The 13,765-nt window shown below is 63.4% G+C and carries 14 protein-coding genes; 1 reads left to right on the top strand and 13 read right to left on the bottom strand.

Annotated features, from left to right (window positions below; all coding sequences use genetic code 11):
* Window positions 1-393: a twin-arginine translocase TatA/TatE family subunit gene (tatA, locus tag HMPREF3157_RS10890; protein ID WP_016664556.1), complete on the bottom strand. Its 393-nt coding sequence runs from the start codon at window positions 391-393 to the stop codon at window positions 1-3.
* A 109-nt stretch (window positions 394-502) separates the two neighbouring features.
* Window positions 503-2,464, bottom strand: coding sequence for a WYL domain-containing transcriptional regulator (locus HMPREF3157_RS07900; RefSeq protein WP_070436050.1), 1,962 nt, complete (start codon window positions 2,462-2,464; stop codon window positions 503-505).
* Window positions 2,465-2,503: 39 nt separating this feature from the next.
* Here HMPREF3157_RS07900 and HMPREF3157_RS07895 point away from each other — a divergent pair, with 39 nt between their 5' ends.
* A complete protein-coding gene (locus HMPREF3157_RS07895; RefSeq protein WP_070436049.1) occupies window positions 2,504-3,610 on the top strand; it encodes a DUF3866 family protein in 1,107 nt (368 codons plus the stop codon).
* Here HMPREF3157_RS07895 and HMPREF3157_RS07890 read toward each other — a convergent pair.
* The 11 genes from HMPREF3157_RS07890 to HMPREF3157_RS07840 all read right to left on the bottom strand — a co-directional run bounded on the left by HMPREF3157_RS07890 (window position 3,600) and on the right by HMPREF3157_RS07840 (window position 13,748).
* The gene (locus HMPREF3157_RS07890) at window positions 3,600-4,049 is read right to left on the bottom strand and encodes a PH domain-containing protein (protein ID WP_070436048.1); all 450 of its coding nucleotides are present in this window, start codon (window positions 4,047-4,049) and stop codon (window positions 3,600-3,602) included. The genes HMPREF3157_RS07895 and HMPREF3157_RS07890 overlap by 11 nt on opposite strands.
* Window positions 4,050-4,055: 6 nt before the next feature.
* A complete protein-coding gene (rpe, locus tag HMPREF3157_RS07885) occupies window positions 4,056-4,733 on the bottom strand; it encodes a ribulose-phosphate 3-epimerase (protein WP_070436047.1) in 678 nt (225 codons plus the stop codon).
* 27 nt (window positions 4,734-4,760) lie between these two features.
* A complete protein-coding gene (locus tag HMPREF3157_RS07880; protein WP_070436046.1) occupies window positions 4,761-6,308 on the bottom strand; it encodes an RsmB/NOP family class I SAM-dependent RNA methyltransferase in 1,548 nt (515 codons plus the stop codon).
* Complete coding sequence (gene fmt, locus HMPREF3157_RS07875; RefSeq protein ID WP_070436264.1) at window positions 6,305-7,252, bottom strand: methionyl-tRNA formyltransferase; 948 nt, start codon at window positions 7,250-7,252, stop codon at window positions 6,305-6,307. The genes HMPREF3157_RS07880 and fmt overlap by 4 nt, the downstream gene beginning before the upstream one ends.
* A gap of 24 nt (window positions 7,253-7,276) precedes the next feature.
* Complete coding sequence (locus tag HMPREF3157_RS07870; RefSeq protein ID WP_070436045.1) at window positions 7,277-9,232, bottom strand: primosomal protein N' family DNA-binding protein; 1,956 nt, start codon at window positions 9,230-9,232, stop codon at window positions 7,277-7,279.
* Between the two features lie 128 nt (window positions 9,233-9,360).
* Window positions 9,361-9,735: an FKBP-type peptidyl-prolyl cis-trans isomerase gene (locus HMPREF3157_RS07865; RefSeq protein WP_016664548.1), complete on the bottom strand. Its 375-nt coding sequence runs from the start codon at window positions 9,733-9,735 to the stop codon at window positions 9,361-9,363.
* 21 nt (window positions 9,736-9,756) lie between these two features.
* The gene (locus tag HMPREF3157_RS07860) at window positions 9,757-10,743 is read right to left on the bottom strand and encodes an FKBP-type peptidyl-prolyl cis-trans isomerase (RefSeq protein ID WP_070436044.1); all 987 of its coding nucleotides are present in this window, start codon (window positions 10,741-10,743) and stop codon (window positions 9,757-9,759) included.
* On the bottom strand, window positions 10,740-12,128 hold the full coding sequence (gene pafA / locus HMPREF3157_RS07855) for a Pup--protein ligase (RefSeq protein ID WP_016664546.1): 1,389 nt from the start codon (window positions 12,126-12,128) through the stop codon (window positions 10,740-10,742). The genes HMPREF3157_RS07860 and pafA overlap by 4 nt, the downstream gene beginning before the upstream one ends.
* Window positions 12,125-12,808, bottom strand: a complete 684-nt coding sequence (gene prcA, locus HMPREF3157_RS07850) for a proteasome subunit alpha (protein ID WP_070436043.1) — start codon at window positions 12,806-12,808, stop codon at window positions 12,125-12,127. Before prcA ends, pafA begins: the two co-directional genes overlap by 4 nt.
* Window positions 12,805-13,563, bottom strand: coding sequence for a proteasome subunit beta (prcB, locus tag HMPREF3157_RS07845; RefSeq protein WP_070436042.1), 759 nt, complete (start codon window positions 13,561-13,563; stop codon window positions 12,805-12,807). Before prcB ends, prcA begins: the two co-directional genes overlap by 4 nt.
* The gene (locus HMPREF3157_RS07840; protein WP_016664543.1) at window positions 13,560-13,748 is read right to left on the bottom strand and encodes a ubiquitin-like protein Pup; all 189 of its coding nucleotides are present in this window, start codon (window positions 13,746-13,748) and stop codon (window positions 13,560-13,562) included. The genes prcB and HMPREF3157_RS07840 overlap by 4 nt, the downstream gene beginning before the upstream one ends.
* Window positions 13,749-13,765: the final 17 nt, after the last annotated feature.

Genomic DNA, 13,765 nt, shown 5'->3' with positions numbered 1-13,765 from the left:
TCAGTCGCGGCGGTAGAGATCGTCGGAACGATCCTCGCTCAGGAAATCTTCTCGGTCGCGGGAGTCGTGCACGCGTTCTTCGCGGCGGAAGTCGTCGCGGTCGTCGCGGCGGTACTCGCGATCGTCACGTCGGTAGTCGCGGTCGCGATCATCGCGGGCGTCGTAGGAACGGTCGTCGCGACGCGCACCTTCGCGATCGCGTTTGACGTTGATGGACGCCTCGGCATGGTCGTCGTCCTCTTTGCGCATTTCAGAAACTTCGTTCTTGAAAATGCGCATGGATTCACCCATGTTGCGTGCAAGGCCCGGAAGCTTGTTCGCGCCAAAAAGCAGCACGACAAGAACGAGGAGAATCAAGATCGGCCAAGGGCTCCGAAAGAAACCTGTACCCATGTGTAATCACCATCCAAAGCGTGTGATGTGTGTGTCGAGGAAACCGACACTATACAAAATTTTCGCATAGACACCACCGGTCAATCCGGATCGTCTCGGCCGCTCCAGCCTACTCCCCTAGACGCGCGACCTTGGTCTCAGCCACGCCCCTGATTGCGGATCGAATGTGATCCGGGTCAAGAACTTCTGCTTCGCCGTCGGTTTCGAAGATCGCGGCGAGGAGTGCATGGCTCGACGAAGGCGTGATGCGCGCGATCACTCTCGCGGAGTTGGGCTCGACGCGAAGCTCGCTCGCGTTGAAGACATCGAGAATCCATCTCGCTTTGGGGCCGATGGCGAGAGTGACAGTCGGCCAGTTTTCGAGCGCGACATCAAGCGGTGTCGTGAAATCACCGGTTGCGGGAGCGGCGGGATCGGTGCATTCCCACGAGTCAACGATGCGGTCGGAGCGAAACTCCCTTTCGGCCCCCGCGAGCCGGCAATACGCGCGTACATACAGAGCGCCGTACTTTGATGTGACCTCGCGTGGCTCGATGTCGCGAACGCTGATGCCGTGCCGAGCGGCAGGCGAATACATGATGCGCACGGGGTGTTTCGTGGCGTGCGCATCGAGGATGCGCGTGAGGGTGGGATTCTCGTGGTCACGAGAGGACTCCGACGGTTGCCCGCCTTGAGCGGCCCCCTCGGGCACCATCGCGGCAAGCTTGGTCCTAAGGGCTTCGATTCCGGATACCGAAAATCCGCTGCGCGAGTCGGCGACGGCCTCGAGGCCGATGAGGAGTGCGCTGATTTCACTAGCGGTGAAGGTCATGGGACGCGCGAGCGGGTCGGCTCCGGCGATGGAGACGTATCCGTCAGCGCGCGTGACTTCGACGAGTTCGTCGTACCCCCGCGAGTAATCCCCCGCGTTGTAGATGATGTCGAGGTCGGCATTGAGCTCGTCTACCGTGAGCCCAAAATCGCGGGCCATGTCGGCTACGGCAACGTCTCCGAACGAATGGAGGTAGGCGATCTCTGCACTCAGTCGTGTCAGTTCGCCATCGCCCGTGCCTACGTCGCGTGCGCGCTTTTGTTTGACGGTGTCGAACGTGGAGGCGTGCTCCCACGTCAGTGAGGCGGGCCCGGTATGGAGGGCGGCGATTCTTGCTCTCGTCAGCGCCCACGTCGTAGCGAGAGAGTGGTCTCCTTCCAGTGCCACCCATAGAGGCTCGGCCCATGCTGCGCTGAGGATTCCGTCGGCCTTGCTCGGTGGGACCTCGGCAAGCGGACTCCCAGCGTCCATGCCGAGTCGAGAGCGCAAGTCGAGCGCTTTGTAGGGCGCGATGCGCACGCGCAATTGTTCGGCGCTCTCGTTCGACTGGCCGGCGCGCGTCCGATCGTTCGAAAGGAGCGATCGGATCGGCGGATGCGGCTCACGCGCGTGCTTCGCGGACGGCCCTTCAACAGGGATCGATTCGATGCGGCTGACGCGAAAGAGTCGAGGAGCCTCCCGGTCGAGATCATAGCCGTAGAGATATTCGCGCCCGCGAGCCACGTCGAAAGCCCACGGCTCCACGCGTCGTTTATGGGCGGCCGCCGCCGCCGAGGAACGATAGGCGAAGGTGACGGTTTTGCCGGACTCAAGGGCCTCGAGGAGCGGGGTGCTTGCGGGCGAGGAGCCGAGCGCTCCGCGCGCAATGCCCGAGACTGGCGGAACTCCCAGCGAGGCGAGCTTTGCGCGAATGCGGGCTCCGAGGCTTCCCGCGGACTGAGTGCTCCACATCGCTGCCGCAGCGCCGAGCATGAGGCGCTCGTGTGCGTCAAACGTGCCGGTCGACGACGCAGCATCGCGCACGGAGGCCGTATACCTGAGCGTGGAGGGATTGACGAGGTCGGGGGTGGAATCGACATCGATTCCGAGCTTGGCTAGTCGAGCGAGATCGCGGGTGAGTTGACGGCGGACACTCGCGGGATTCATGCGCTCGTACCCCGGCACAAGCTCCGTCACTTCCTCCCGCGTGAGGCCGCGTGTGCTCGACGTGAGGGTCAGTGCGAGGCTCAGGAGTCGCTCGACATTCTGCGTAGGTGGCACATCTCAACCCTAGCGTCCCGGCTCGGTAAGCTTGGGACCATGATCGCGCAGGAAACGGGAACGGTGCTCGAGCACCGAGATGCATGGCCGGGTGTCTGCCGCGTGTGGGCCGCGCTCGATTCCGACGGTACCCGCGTGAGCGCCCTCGCCTATCTCGACATGGTCGCGGCGCCGGCGGTGGGCGATCGCCTCCTGCTCAACACCAATGCCCTTCGAAAGAGCCTCGGAACGGGAGGCGACGCTTTCATCATCGCCAATCTTGATGCGTGCGAGCGCGGAGAGCTTCCCGAAGGCCACATGATGAAGGCCCGCTATACCCCGCAGCAGATGATGGTCGATGCCATCGACGACCCTGCTTCCCCGGCCCACGAGGCGATTGACGCCGTGGAGAGCCTCGACGGGATGAGCGTCATCGTCGCCGGTTTGCATTCAGCCGTCGGCCCCATCGCCGCGGGCTTTCACGCGGTGCGGCCCGGGGCGCGGCTCGTGTATGTCCACACGGATTGGGCTGCGCTACCCGTGGCATACTCGCGTGCTAATGCCCGCCTTCGCGAGGAGGGAATTCTTTCAGCCACCATCAGCGCCGGGCAGTCGTTCGGGGGCGACGCCGAAGCGGTGTCCGTGCCCTCGGCTCTTGCCGCGGCACGCGCACACTTCGAGGCCGACGCCGTCATCGTTGCGCAAGGGCCTGGAAACCTCGGGACCGGTACACGCTGGGGCTTTGGTTCAATCGCCGTCGCGGATGCCCTCCACGCCGCAGCTGCGATGGGGGCGCGAGCCATTTGTGCGCCACGCGTATCCGAGGCTGACCCGCGCTCGCGCCACGTGGGCCTCTCCCACCACTCGAGGACCGTGCTCGAGCGCATGCTTTTTGCGGGAGTCGAGCTACCGAGCCTATCCCCATCCGAGCGCAGCGATATCGATCTCGAGATAGCCGAAAGCTACGCACACATTAACTCGGTGCGGTCTGCCCACGGGGTGCCTGCCCATCGAGTCACCGCAACGTCAGGTGAGGGCCTCGAAAAGGCGATACGGGCGCTGCCGGTACGCGTGTCGACCATGGGCCGCGGGCTCGAGGAGGATCGGGCGAGTTTCCTGTACAGCGCCCTTGCAGGACGACTTGCCGCCGAGGCGCCTACGGCCTAAGCGAGTGCGTGTCGATGAGCGCATTGAACTCGCGCGCCATGACGACGCCCCTTTCGCCATCGGCCCGTTGAAAGGCCATGACGGCACACGTGTCGCCATCGGCCACATCCAGGTGTGCCCACGGGTCTCCTTCGGGGAAGCTCACCCCGATCAGTTCGGCCCATTCGAAGCGGCGCGTCGAAAAAGCATTGCGCACCGTCACGCAGGCGGCGTCGGCTCGCACCTGGACGCTAGCGTGCCGGTGGCAAAGCCACCCCACTGCGAGCGCGAGCAGCACGAAACCCAGCGAATCGAGAAACCTGTGGGTTAGAAGCGGAAGCGACACGGCCATCACGAGGCACGCAAGGGCGAACACCGCGGCGACGATGTACCCCCACCTGCGTACGGCACGGGGGCGATACGTGAGCGGCAGTTCTGGGATGTGCGAAGCGGCAGGCATGGGGGATTAATCGTGACGATGCGTGCGCGCGAGTTCACGCAAGACGTCGATCTCAGCCGCCGCATCGGCTGCTTTATAGACCGCGCTTCCCGCGACGAACACGTTCGCCCCGGCCTCAGCGGCTCCCTCGATCGTCGCGCGTGAGATGCCGCCGTCAACCTGAATCGACACTTCGAGGTTCTGGTCACTGATGGCGCGACGCGCTCGTCGAACCTTGGGGAGCATCGAGTCGATAAACGATTGCCCACCGAAGCCGGGCTCTACCGTCATCACGAGGAGCATGTCGAACTCTCCAAGAATGTCCACGAGAGGCTCGACCGGTGTCGCTGGGCGCAGCGCAACGCCGGCCTTCACACCCTTCGCTCGAAGCTCCCTCGCGAGTCGCACGGGAGCACTCGAGGCCTCAAGGTGGAACGTCACCGACTGTGCTCCAGCCTCGGCGTACACCACGGCATCGCGGTCAGGCGAATCGATCATGAGGTGGGCATCGAGCGGGATCGGTGAGCGCTTCGCGATCTGCTCAACCATGCTGACGCCGAACGTCATGTTGGGCACGAAATGGTTGTCCATGACGTCGATGTGGGCGGCCTCGGCATTGGAAATCTTGTCGAGTTCGGAACCGATGTGCATGAAGTCGCTGTTGAGAATGGACGGGTGGATGCTCGTTGACGACGTCGAGTACACGGGAGGCTCTCCTATCGTGGTGGAAGGTTAGGATTCTGGATCGGTTTTGCGAAACAGCGCGAGGAACATGGCGTCTGTGCCGTGCACGTGCGGCCACAACTGCACAAAGGGGCCGTCGCCGAGGTCGATGTCATCCGCATCGCTACGAAGCCCGGCACGCAGCGCTTCACGAGCGTCGAGAACTTCGAGATCCCCGTGTCGGCGCTGCGCCGCCTTTGCCACGAGGAGCGTCTCATTAGCGTGCGGCGAGCACGTGACGTAGGCAATCACGCCCCCTACCTGGGTGGCCGCTACCGCGCTGTCGAGAAGCTCGCGTTGCAAACGCCCAAGAGAACCGAGGTCACCGGGCTGCTTACGCCACCGCGATTCTGGCCTGCGCCGCAGCGCGCCGAGGCCCGAACACGGGACATCGGCGAGGACGCGCGAAAACTGTTCGGGGAAACGTTCGCCGATCGAGCGGCCGTCGGCGGTGAGCGTCTCGACCTCCGCACCCGCTTCTACGAGCGTGTGGACCGAACGCTCGACGAGGCGCGTGCGGTGTTCCTGTAGCTCGACCGCCAGCACCTCGGCGTCGTGGGTGATGCTCGCACCGGCGAGAAGCGCGGTTTTACCCCCGGGCCCCGAGCAGAGATCAAGCCAGTGATGGTCGGGCTCCACGACGAGGCTATCCGCGCCGAGGGCAAGCGCGAGTGCGACAAGCTGCGAGCCCTCGTCTTGAACAGCGGCACGTCCCTCATTAACCGCGGGAATCGTCCCCGGATCGCCGCCTGGCCACGCCATCGAAAACAACGACCAGCGGCCGGGCTGTGCACCGGCTTGGGCAAGCTCGTTTTCGTCGGTTAGACCGGGCCGCATGACGAGGCTGACCGAAGGCGCGTCATTGTGGGCGGCCAGCAGGGCGTCGATCTCGCGTGGATCCCGCCCGTGAGCTTTGAGGGCCTCCCGCAGCGCGCGCACGATCCATTCCGGATGCGAATAGGTGATCGCAAGGAAACGGTCCTCGTCGTCCTCGCGGGCCGGAACGACAATGGCAAGCCATTCCTCGAGTGTTTTTTTCCCCACGCGGCGAAGCACGGCATTGACTAGGCTTGCCGAGCCTGCCCCGGTCACCTCACGTGCAAGGCCCACCGTCTCAGAGGCAGCAGCGTGCGCCGCGACCCCCATATCAAGCATCTGGTATGCGCCAAGGCGAAGAACGTCAAGAACGGCAGGCTCGATTTTCGAAAGCGGGCGATCCACGCATTCCGCAAGAACTGCGTCGAGCCGACCCTGTGCCCTAAGCGACCCGTAGAAGAGCTCCGTGGCAAAAGCGGCATCGCGTCCCTCCACACGATGGCGACGAAGAACGGTGGGGAACACGATGTTCGCGTAGGCATCCTCCTCGCTCACACGTCGCGTTGCCTCGTATGCGGCGAGCCTTGAGGGGGTCGTTTCGCGGCGGCGTTCGCTCGGGCGCTTGCGCGAGTAACCGCGTCGAGGGCCGCCCCTGCCGCGCGAACCGCTCCGCTCGTGACCCGCGTCGTTCCGGTGACGCTGGGTATGTCCTCCGCGACGCTTCTGTCGCTCCTCGCTCATGCCGCGCTCTCCTCTTCCATGCGCTCGCCCGTTTCCAGTCGTATGCCGCGCGCCCAATCAGCAGCGGCCATGCGTTTCTTGCCCGCCGGTCCCACGAGCGTCAGCTCGAGAGGCTCGGTGGCGGTGCCGAGGAACACGTGCTTCTTCGTGACACCGAATTCGCCGGGAGCGAGGCTCATGCCCTCGGGCGCCTCTGTGTTTCCTACGCCGAGAACCTTGAGCCTCGAACCTCTCACGCTCGTGAATGCGCCAGGATTGGGGGCAAACGCGCGAATGTGAGCGGCAACCTCCCGCGCGGGGCGCGCCGGGTTAATCCGTGCTTCGTCGGCTCGAAGTTTGCGCGCGTAGCTCGCCCCCTCCTCTTCTTGCGCGGTGAGAGTCAAAGTACCGCGGCCGAGTCCATCCATGACCTCGACAAGAAGCCGGGCGCCATGCTCGGCCATGTCTTCGAGGAGCTCTCCCGCAGTCGCAAGCGGGGCAATCGAGTGCGGCTCCTGGCGCGCCAACGCGCCCGTGTCGAGGCCTTCGTCAAGTTTGAACACGCTAAGGCCGGTCTCCTGAAGGCCCTGCTCAATCGCGCGCTGTACCGGTGCCGCGCCGCGAAGCGCGGGAAGCAGCGAAAAGTGAAGGTTGAAAAATCCGCCGGGAAGGGACTCGAGCACGGGGCGCTCGAGAATCTGACCGTAAGCGACGACGGCCGCTACCTCGGCACCGCTCTCGCGGACCCACTCGCGAGTTTCGGCACTTCGCGCGTCAGCGGGTTTGAATGTTGGGATTCCCAGCTCTTGCGCGAGGACCGCAACGGGAGACGGCACCAGGCTCTTCCCCCGCTTGCCGCGGGCATCGGGCTGCGTGAGTACGCCGACGACTTCGTGGGAGGATTCGGCGAGGGCGGAGAGGCAGGTTGCGGCAACGTCGGGCGTTCCGGCAAAAAGAATTCGCATGATGCCCAAGTCTAGCGGCCACGCCTAGAAGACATGCGGGGGGTCAACCTGAAGGCGAAGGGAGCCCGGATGCTTCTTCGCGCTACGCACGAGCATGACCGCCCGCGCTGCCTCCACCAATGCAGGCGCGTGCTTGACCGGGCACCGGAGCACGACGCGCGCTTCGGCGTCAATGGTGGAAGACTCGACCTCCGTGGGGCCAAAAATGTCGACGCCTAGTGGCGCATCGAGCCGTTCGAGGAAATCGGTGCACGCCGTTCGGTCTCCTCGCACCTCAAGGACCTTAAACGCAGGGGGAAGCCCGAGTTCGGCGCGTTCTTCCAACACTCGGTCTATAAATGCGTTCGAGCGCACGAGAACGAGCGAACGAAGTGCGGGGTGCTGATCGGGACCAACGATCAGCACCTGCCCGCCCTTGTCGAACGTGCGGGTCTGGCCGATCACATGGGAGTAACGGCGGATTGTTTCGCAGTCGGCGTTGTAGGCGGCTCTGCCGAGGGAGGCGGCCGCGTCGATGATCACCGACGCCGCGTATCCGCCCTCGGGCTGCGGCTCTGCGCCCGGCGTTGCAATCACGAGGTCGCCGTCGCGAACGTCAGAATCCTCCACAATTCCGGAGGCCCCGCCCGATACGTGAAGCGTTGCGTTCGGGAAGGAGCGCTTCAAATCGGCAGCGGTGCGTTCTTGGCCGAGGACTATGGGGCGCAGATCCGCTCCCCCGCATTCCTGGCACCGATAGTGGCCGTACCGACGAGAACACACGCTGCACGATAGTTCCCCTCTTCCGGGCGCAGCGAGCGTCGCGTGGCAATGCACGCACGTCGCCTTGGTCCCACAAAATCGACACGCGAGTGCCGGGGCGTATCCCGCCCGCGGCACGTGGACCAGAACGGGCCCTTCCGCGAGCCCTCGGCGTATAACCGCGTGGGCGTGCGACGGCAAACGTGAAAACCCGCTTGCCCCCTCTCTCTCACGCAAGTACGCGTCCATGAGCTCGATACGTGGGTGAGTATGGGCATGGGCGGCGGGCACGGGTTCAAGAGCCGCGAGAGTGCCGGCCAGGGTGAGGTAGCGGGCGAATTCCGACGGTGCCCGCGAAACGAAGAGCAGGGAACAGCTTTCGTGGAAGCTTCGCGTGAGGGCGACCGTGCGCGCGTGGGGGTATGGCGCTCGTGGTTCTTCGTAGAGGTCGTCATCCGGATCCCATACAAGGATCATGCGGAGGTTTGCCACGGGAGCAAAAACAGCGCTGCGCGTCCCGATGACGAGGCGTGAGCGCCCCTGGAGTGTGGACAGAAACGCCGTGTACCGCGCATGGGGGCCCTGTGCGCTACCGAATTGGACGTGGTCGATCGCATGCGCCGTGAGAGCCTTTGCCAGTCGATCGACGTCGCGCTGATCACTCGCGAGGATGATCGCTCCCGCATTATCCTCAAGTCCCGACAGGCATTCGAGCACGAGTTCAATCCACGAATCCACCGGATCGAGAACGATCGACGCTCGCGGAGTGCGGTCTCCACCGCATGAGTGCTCGAGGAAAGCCCCGAGCCCCGCGAATTTGGAACGGTACTTCTCACACTGAGGGTTAGCGTCACCGGTCGAAGCAGTTTTCTTATCAGGTGCGCCAGATTTTTCGCGTGCATGGCGTTCCATGCGCGCCCGGTGTGCCTTTTCCGCGCCTGCGCTGCGCGCGGGAACGGCGAGTCGCAGCACGTCGCTGAGCGATCCCGCGTACCGCTGCGCAACGTCCTCGCACACCCGAAACATGTGTTCCGAAAGGAGAACGTCCTCGCTTACGACGGACACGAGCGGTGCGAGCGGCCGGATAGTGTCGGGTCTTTCGTAGCGTGCCCGTACGAGCGCCTCGTGCTCGCGGCCGGAGAATCGCACACGCACCCTCATCCCGGGCTCAACAGCATCGAGAGCCGCGGGGACCGCGTATTCGAAGAGGCGATCGAGGTGCGCGAGAGTACCGAGCACGTGAACAGAGACGACCGGCCGATCCGTCGCGAGCGAGAAGCCCGCGGTGGTTTCGAACGGTCGTCCGTTGCGACTGCTGTCCTCGCTCTTGGGTGTCGCGGAGTCAAAGAGCGCCGGTGGCTCTTGGGTCAGCGCCCGGTCACCCCAACGAGATCGCAGACGAAGATCAAGGTTTCCCCGCCTTTAATAACGCCCGGGATACCGCGGGGACCGTACGCAAGCGACGAGGGGATTTCGAGACGTCGGCGCCCGCCCACGCGCATTCCCTGCACTCCGCGGTCCCAGCCGGGAATGACCTGGCCTACGCCGAGCGTAAAGCGCAGCGGCTCACCTCGATCCCACGACGCATCGAACTGTTTGCCATCGCTGAGGCCTACCCCCACGTAGTGGACGTCGACAACGTCGCCGGCCTTGGCTTCGTCACCGTCACCGACCTTCTCATCGATGATGACGAGTTCCTCGGGCGCCTCGCACCCTTCAACGCTCACAACTGGTTTTGACATGATTCTCCTGAGATTTAGTGCTTAGGCCTCGGGCGAGGCCACGTACAGAACATCGGCGACAAAGAGCAGGGTCTTGCCGGCGAGAGGATTCTGATTGCCTTCGCCGGCTTCCCCGTAGGCCGACGCCGGCGGAAGAATCAGAGCAATCTGGCTACCTTGCGTTGCACCCTCGAGCCCCTCATCCCAGCCCTTAATGACCTGGCCGTCGCCTAGCTTGAACGAGAACGGGGTGCCACGCCCCCACGACGAGTCGAACTCTTCTCCGGTTGCCCAGTCCCAACCGCGGTAGTGCATGATGAGCGTGTCGCCCTTCTTCGCGGCCGGTCCGTGGCCTTTGATCGCGGGGGCGACAACCTGCTTAGTGGGAGCGGTACCGTTCGGTTTGGCGGTGAGATTTGGAGCGCCGTCCTCACCGAGGGCGAAACCGGGAACCTCCGCGGGAAGCTTCTGTGCGTCGCCCTCAGCTCGCTTCAATGCAACGCCGACGACGTCCCCGACCTGGAGCACCTTTTGTTTTTGGGTCCCGGCCACGCCGGCCATGAGAAAGCGCGAATGGGAGGTCAACCCCGTAAAGAATTCGGTCGCCGTTTGGCCCACGGATTGCTTATCCACCTTGAAAGGAGAGAACGTCCCCTCCTTCCACTGCGAAGCAAGCACTTCCGCGCTTTCCGGATCAAAGTAGGCGGAACGGGTCACGATGAAATCGCCCTCGGCGATTGCAGGGCCGTCGCCCTTGCTCACCACGGTTGAGTGGAAGTTAGAAAACTTCAGCGGGGCGTCGAAATCGACAGTCGGATCCTCACCAAACGCACTTGTGACCTTCACGCGGTCAAGAAGGTTGGCCTCGTCGGCCGCACTACCGCCGCCATCCGAGGCCGTGGATGCGCCCGAGTCCGATGCTTGAGCAGCGCCCTTCGCCGTAGGTGACGACTTTTTCGCGCACGCCCCAAGGGTGACAAGGGCGGAAGTGGAAGCAGCTGCAGCGAGCAGCGAGCGACGGTTGATCACTGGAGTCCTTTCAGCTCGGCGGGTGCCGATGAATACTCGTCAAGACTATCGAGCAAGCGGTCGATTTCCGGGTTTTCGACCTCAAACGGATCGAGCAGTGTGATGGGAAGAGCGCCGGGTGTGTTCGGTCGCACGGTTGTCCAATCCACCGCAACGTCGATCCCCTTTTCCCGTGCGAGTGTCAAGACTCTTGAACGCAAGTGCGCGCGAGTCGTAGCCGGACCCACTCGACGGGCGGCCTCAATTCGCTCGTCGCTCAGGACGCTCGTCGCAAGTCCGCGGCGCTCGAGTGCATAGAACACGCCTCGATCAGGATCAATATCGTGATAGGCCAGTTCGAGGCGCTGAATCTCGGGCGCGTTGAGCGCGAGCCCACGCCGATCCGCCACCGTCGTAAACAGCTCGTGCTTAATCGCCCAGTCAAGTTCGCGATTGACGAGCGAGAAATTGCCCGTTTCGAGCGCTCGCAACCCTCGGTCCCACGTGTCCATCATTCGAGGGTCGAGGTCATCGTATGTGCGTTCGAGAGCGGAGAAATAGGCGCGCTGAATCGAAAGCGCCGTGCTTACGCCGCCGTTCTTCAGCTGGAGTGGTTCGCTCGCCGTGAGGTCTCGCGCAATTCGGCGAATATCGCTGATCGGGTCTGCGAGCTCGAAGTCTGCAAAAGCGTGCCCGTCTTCAATAAATCGCAACACGGCGAACGTCATCGCGAACCTCAGCCAGGTGGAGACTTCACTCATGGTCGAGTCTCCAGAAATGACGTGCAGTCTCCTGTAGCGCGATGGATCGCCGTGGGGTTCATCGCGCGTGTTAATGATCGGGCGTGCACGGGTCGTCGCGGACGAAACCGTCTCCCACATGTGGTCGGCCCGCAGCGAGAAGCCGAAAACCGGCCCGCCCTCGCCTTCGAGAACTCCCCCGGCCCCCGTGACGATTTGCCGCGTAATGAGGAATGGCAGCAGCAATGCTGGCAGGCGTGTGAATTCGCCTTTGCGCTCCACGAGGTAGTTCTCGTGGCTTCCGAAGGAATTGCCCTGAGAATCAGCATTGTTTTTAAACAGATGAATGCGTGCGTCGCGGCCATCGGATTTCAATCGCGCGTTGGCCTCGTGGACGAGGGCGTGAAGCTCCCGCTCGCCCGCGCGCTCCTGGGCGACAATGTCCCACGGGTCATCGCATTCCGCGGTCGCATACTCGGGATGGGAGCCAACGTCGAGATAGAGCCTGCCCGCGTTCGTCAGAAACACGTTCGAGGAACGCCCCCACGCGACAACCGGCCGGAACAGTTCCCTCGCGGCGGCTTCAGGTTCGAGGGCTTGCCGCCCATCGGCGGTTACCGCGAGAAGCCCAAATTCTGTCTCTAATCCGCCTACGCGCCGTTTCATAGATGCGACCTTTCCACCCTGGCCATACTGACAGGAGTGTGCCTCTCAAACGAACGCAACTCAACTCCACGTCGAAGCAGGGCAATCTCGGCATGAATGCTGTCATCGGCGTGGGTTCGCGCAAGCTCGCGTACGCAAAAATCGATCACGGCCTCGGCTTCGCGCTCATGAAGAGCGCTGTCGAAGGCGCGTTGTGCGAGCCCATCGGGAACACCGCCGATCGCGGCGAATGTGCCGTGATCGCTCAAAGATCCATCGAAGCTCAAAGAGAAAATACGATCCAACTTTGGCGCCTGCCCGACTTCCGGCAGCAAGAGCGCAATCTCCAGCGGTTTTGGTGCGGAGACGAACGCCTCGCCAATGGCGTGGGCGAGAGCGTTGGCGAGGGAGGAAGCCGAAACATCACGGCGGGAATACTGGTAGGCGCGAGTATCGGCCCACCGCACGGCCGCGAGCCTGAGCGCCTCGTACTCGTGGAACTTTCCTGCGCCGGCAAAGGCGATGTGGTCGTGTACCTCGCCAATTTTCATGAGAGACGTCGATGAATTGAGGGCGATGATGACAATGCCATCGGCGCTGCTCGCGGCGATGACCGGCAGACCACGCGACACTCCGCGACGAGAGAAATCGGCCCGATCCTTCGTCAGCTGTTCGGGATCGACGTAAAACGGCATGCTCATGAAAGCTCCTTAGAGAGCTCAAGGATCCGATCCGCATCCACGAAGCGCGCGCCGTCAGCATCGACGTCGACAAGAACGGGAAGTGACTCGCCGCGAAGACCCGATGTTGCCGAGTCTCGACGGGAAGCGGACGCGAGTGCCTGAAGGGTAAGGCAATGGGCCTCGTCGCGGTCGCAGTCGAGAATGTTTCGCCGTGCATCGAGAACCGCCCGCGCGATGTCGCTGCCCGAGCCGATGGCCGCCGTCTCCTCCTCCTCGTAGGAGCCTCCGGTTGCATCGAAGGTGTGCACACGCGCCAAGCCAAGGCGCTCATCGAAGCCGGCGAGCAGTGGGACGGCGGCGAGGCCCTGCAGGGCAAGCTGGAGGTGCGCGCGCACGAGAATGCTCAGCCTTCGAACCTTGCCTTCGTGACTAAGCGCGTGCCCTTCGATTTTCTCGACGTGCTCGAGTTCGAGGGCGAACAAGCGCGCGAACTCAATGCCGAGTCCGGCGGTGCCCGCGATACCGATGGCCGAGTGAGAATCGACAAGGAACAATTTCATCATGTCGTCCTTGACGATCCGGTGGCCGGCGCTCGCACGTCGATCAGCGGCGAGCGTGACGGCCTTCCCACCCGTATGGCGGACGGCAATGATCGTCGTCGCCTCGGCAACAGTCACATGAGCGCTGTTTACGCCTGAAAGCTCGGGGGCCAGAAGGCCCTCCGCCTTCAAATGCGCCGAAAGCGAGGTGAGGGGGTCGCCAAGGTTGGTCACTGACCGCCCTTTTGCACGAAGGACTTCACGAAACTCTCCGCGTTGGATTCGAGCACAAGGTCGATCTCGTCGAGGAGATCGTCGCTTGAGGCGATCGACGCTTGAATCTGGCCGGAGTTCTGGTCGATAAGCGGCTCGTCATTCTCATCGCCGCCACCGGAACCGTGAATCTGCGACTGTGTCATGCTGCGACGTCCTTTCT

This window comes from Dermabacter sp. HMSC06F07, from assembly GCF_001807345.1.
Classification (GTDB): domain Bacteria; phylum Actinomycetota; class Actinomycetes; order Actinomycetales; family Dermabacteraceae; genus Dermabacter; species Dermabacter hominis.
Note: the sequence above shows the minus strand (reverse complement) of the source record. Positions and strands in the feature narration are given on the sequence as shown.

Excerpts from the sequence above, each read along its gene's own strand:
- fmt (WP_070436264.1), bottom strand. The coding sequence starts at position 7,252 with ATGCGAATTCTTTTTGCCGGAACGCCCGACGTTGCCGCAACCTGCCTC.
- HMPREF3157_RS07880 (WP_070436046.1), bottom strand. The coding sequence starts at position 6,308 with ATGAGCGAGGAGCGACAGAAGCGTCGCGGAGGACATACCCAGCGTCAC.
- HMPREF3157_RS07890 (WP_070436048.1), bottom strand. The coding sequence starts at position 4,049 with ATGCCTGCCGCTTCGCACATCCCAGAACTGCCGCTCACGTATCGCCCC.
- HMPREF3157_RS07865 (WP_016664548.1), bottom strand. The coding sequence starts at position 9,735 with ATGTCAAAACCAGTTGTGAGCGTTGAAGGGTGCGAGGCGCCCGAGGAA.
- HMPREF3157_RS07895 (WP_070436049.1), top strand. The coding sequence starts at position 2,504 with ATGATCGCGCAGGAAACGGGAACGGTGCTCGAGCACCGAGATGCATGG.
- prcA (WP_070436043.1), bottom strand. The coding sequence starts at position 12,808 with ATGAGCATGCCGTTTTACGTCGATCCCGAACAGCTGACGAAGGATCGG.
- tatA (WP_016664556.1), bottom strand. The coding sequence starts at position 393 with ATGGGTACAGGTTTCTTTCGGAGCCCTTGGCCGATCTTGATTCTCCTC.
- pafA (WP_016664546.1), bottom strand. The coding sequence starts at position 12,128 with ATGAAACGGCGCGTAGGCGGATTAGAGACAGAATTTGGGCTTCTCGCG.
- HMPREF3157_RS07840 (WP_016664543.1), bottom strand. The coding sequence starts at position 13,748 with ATGACACAGTCGCAGATTCACGGTTCCGGTGGCGGCGATGAGAATGAC.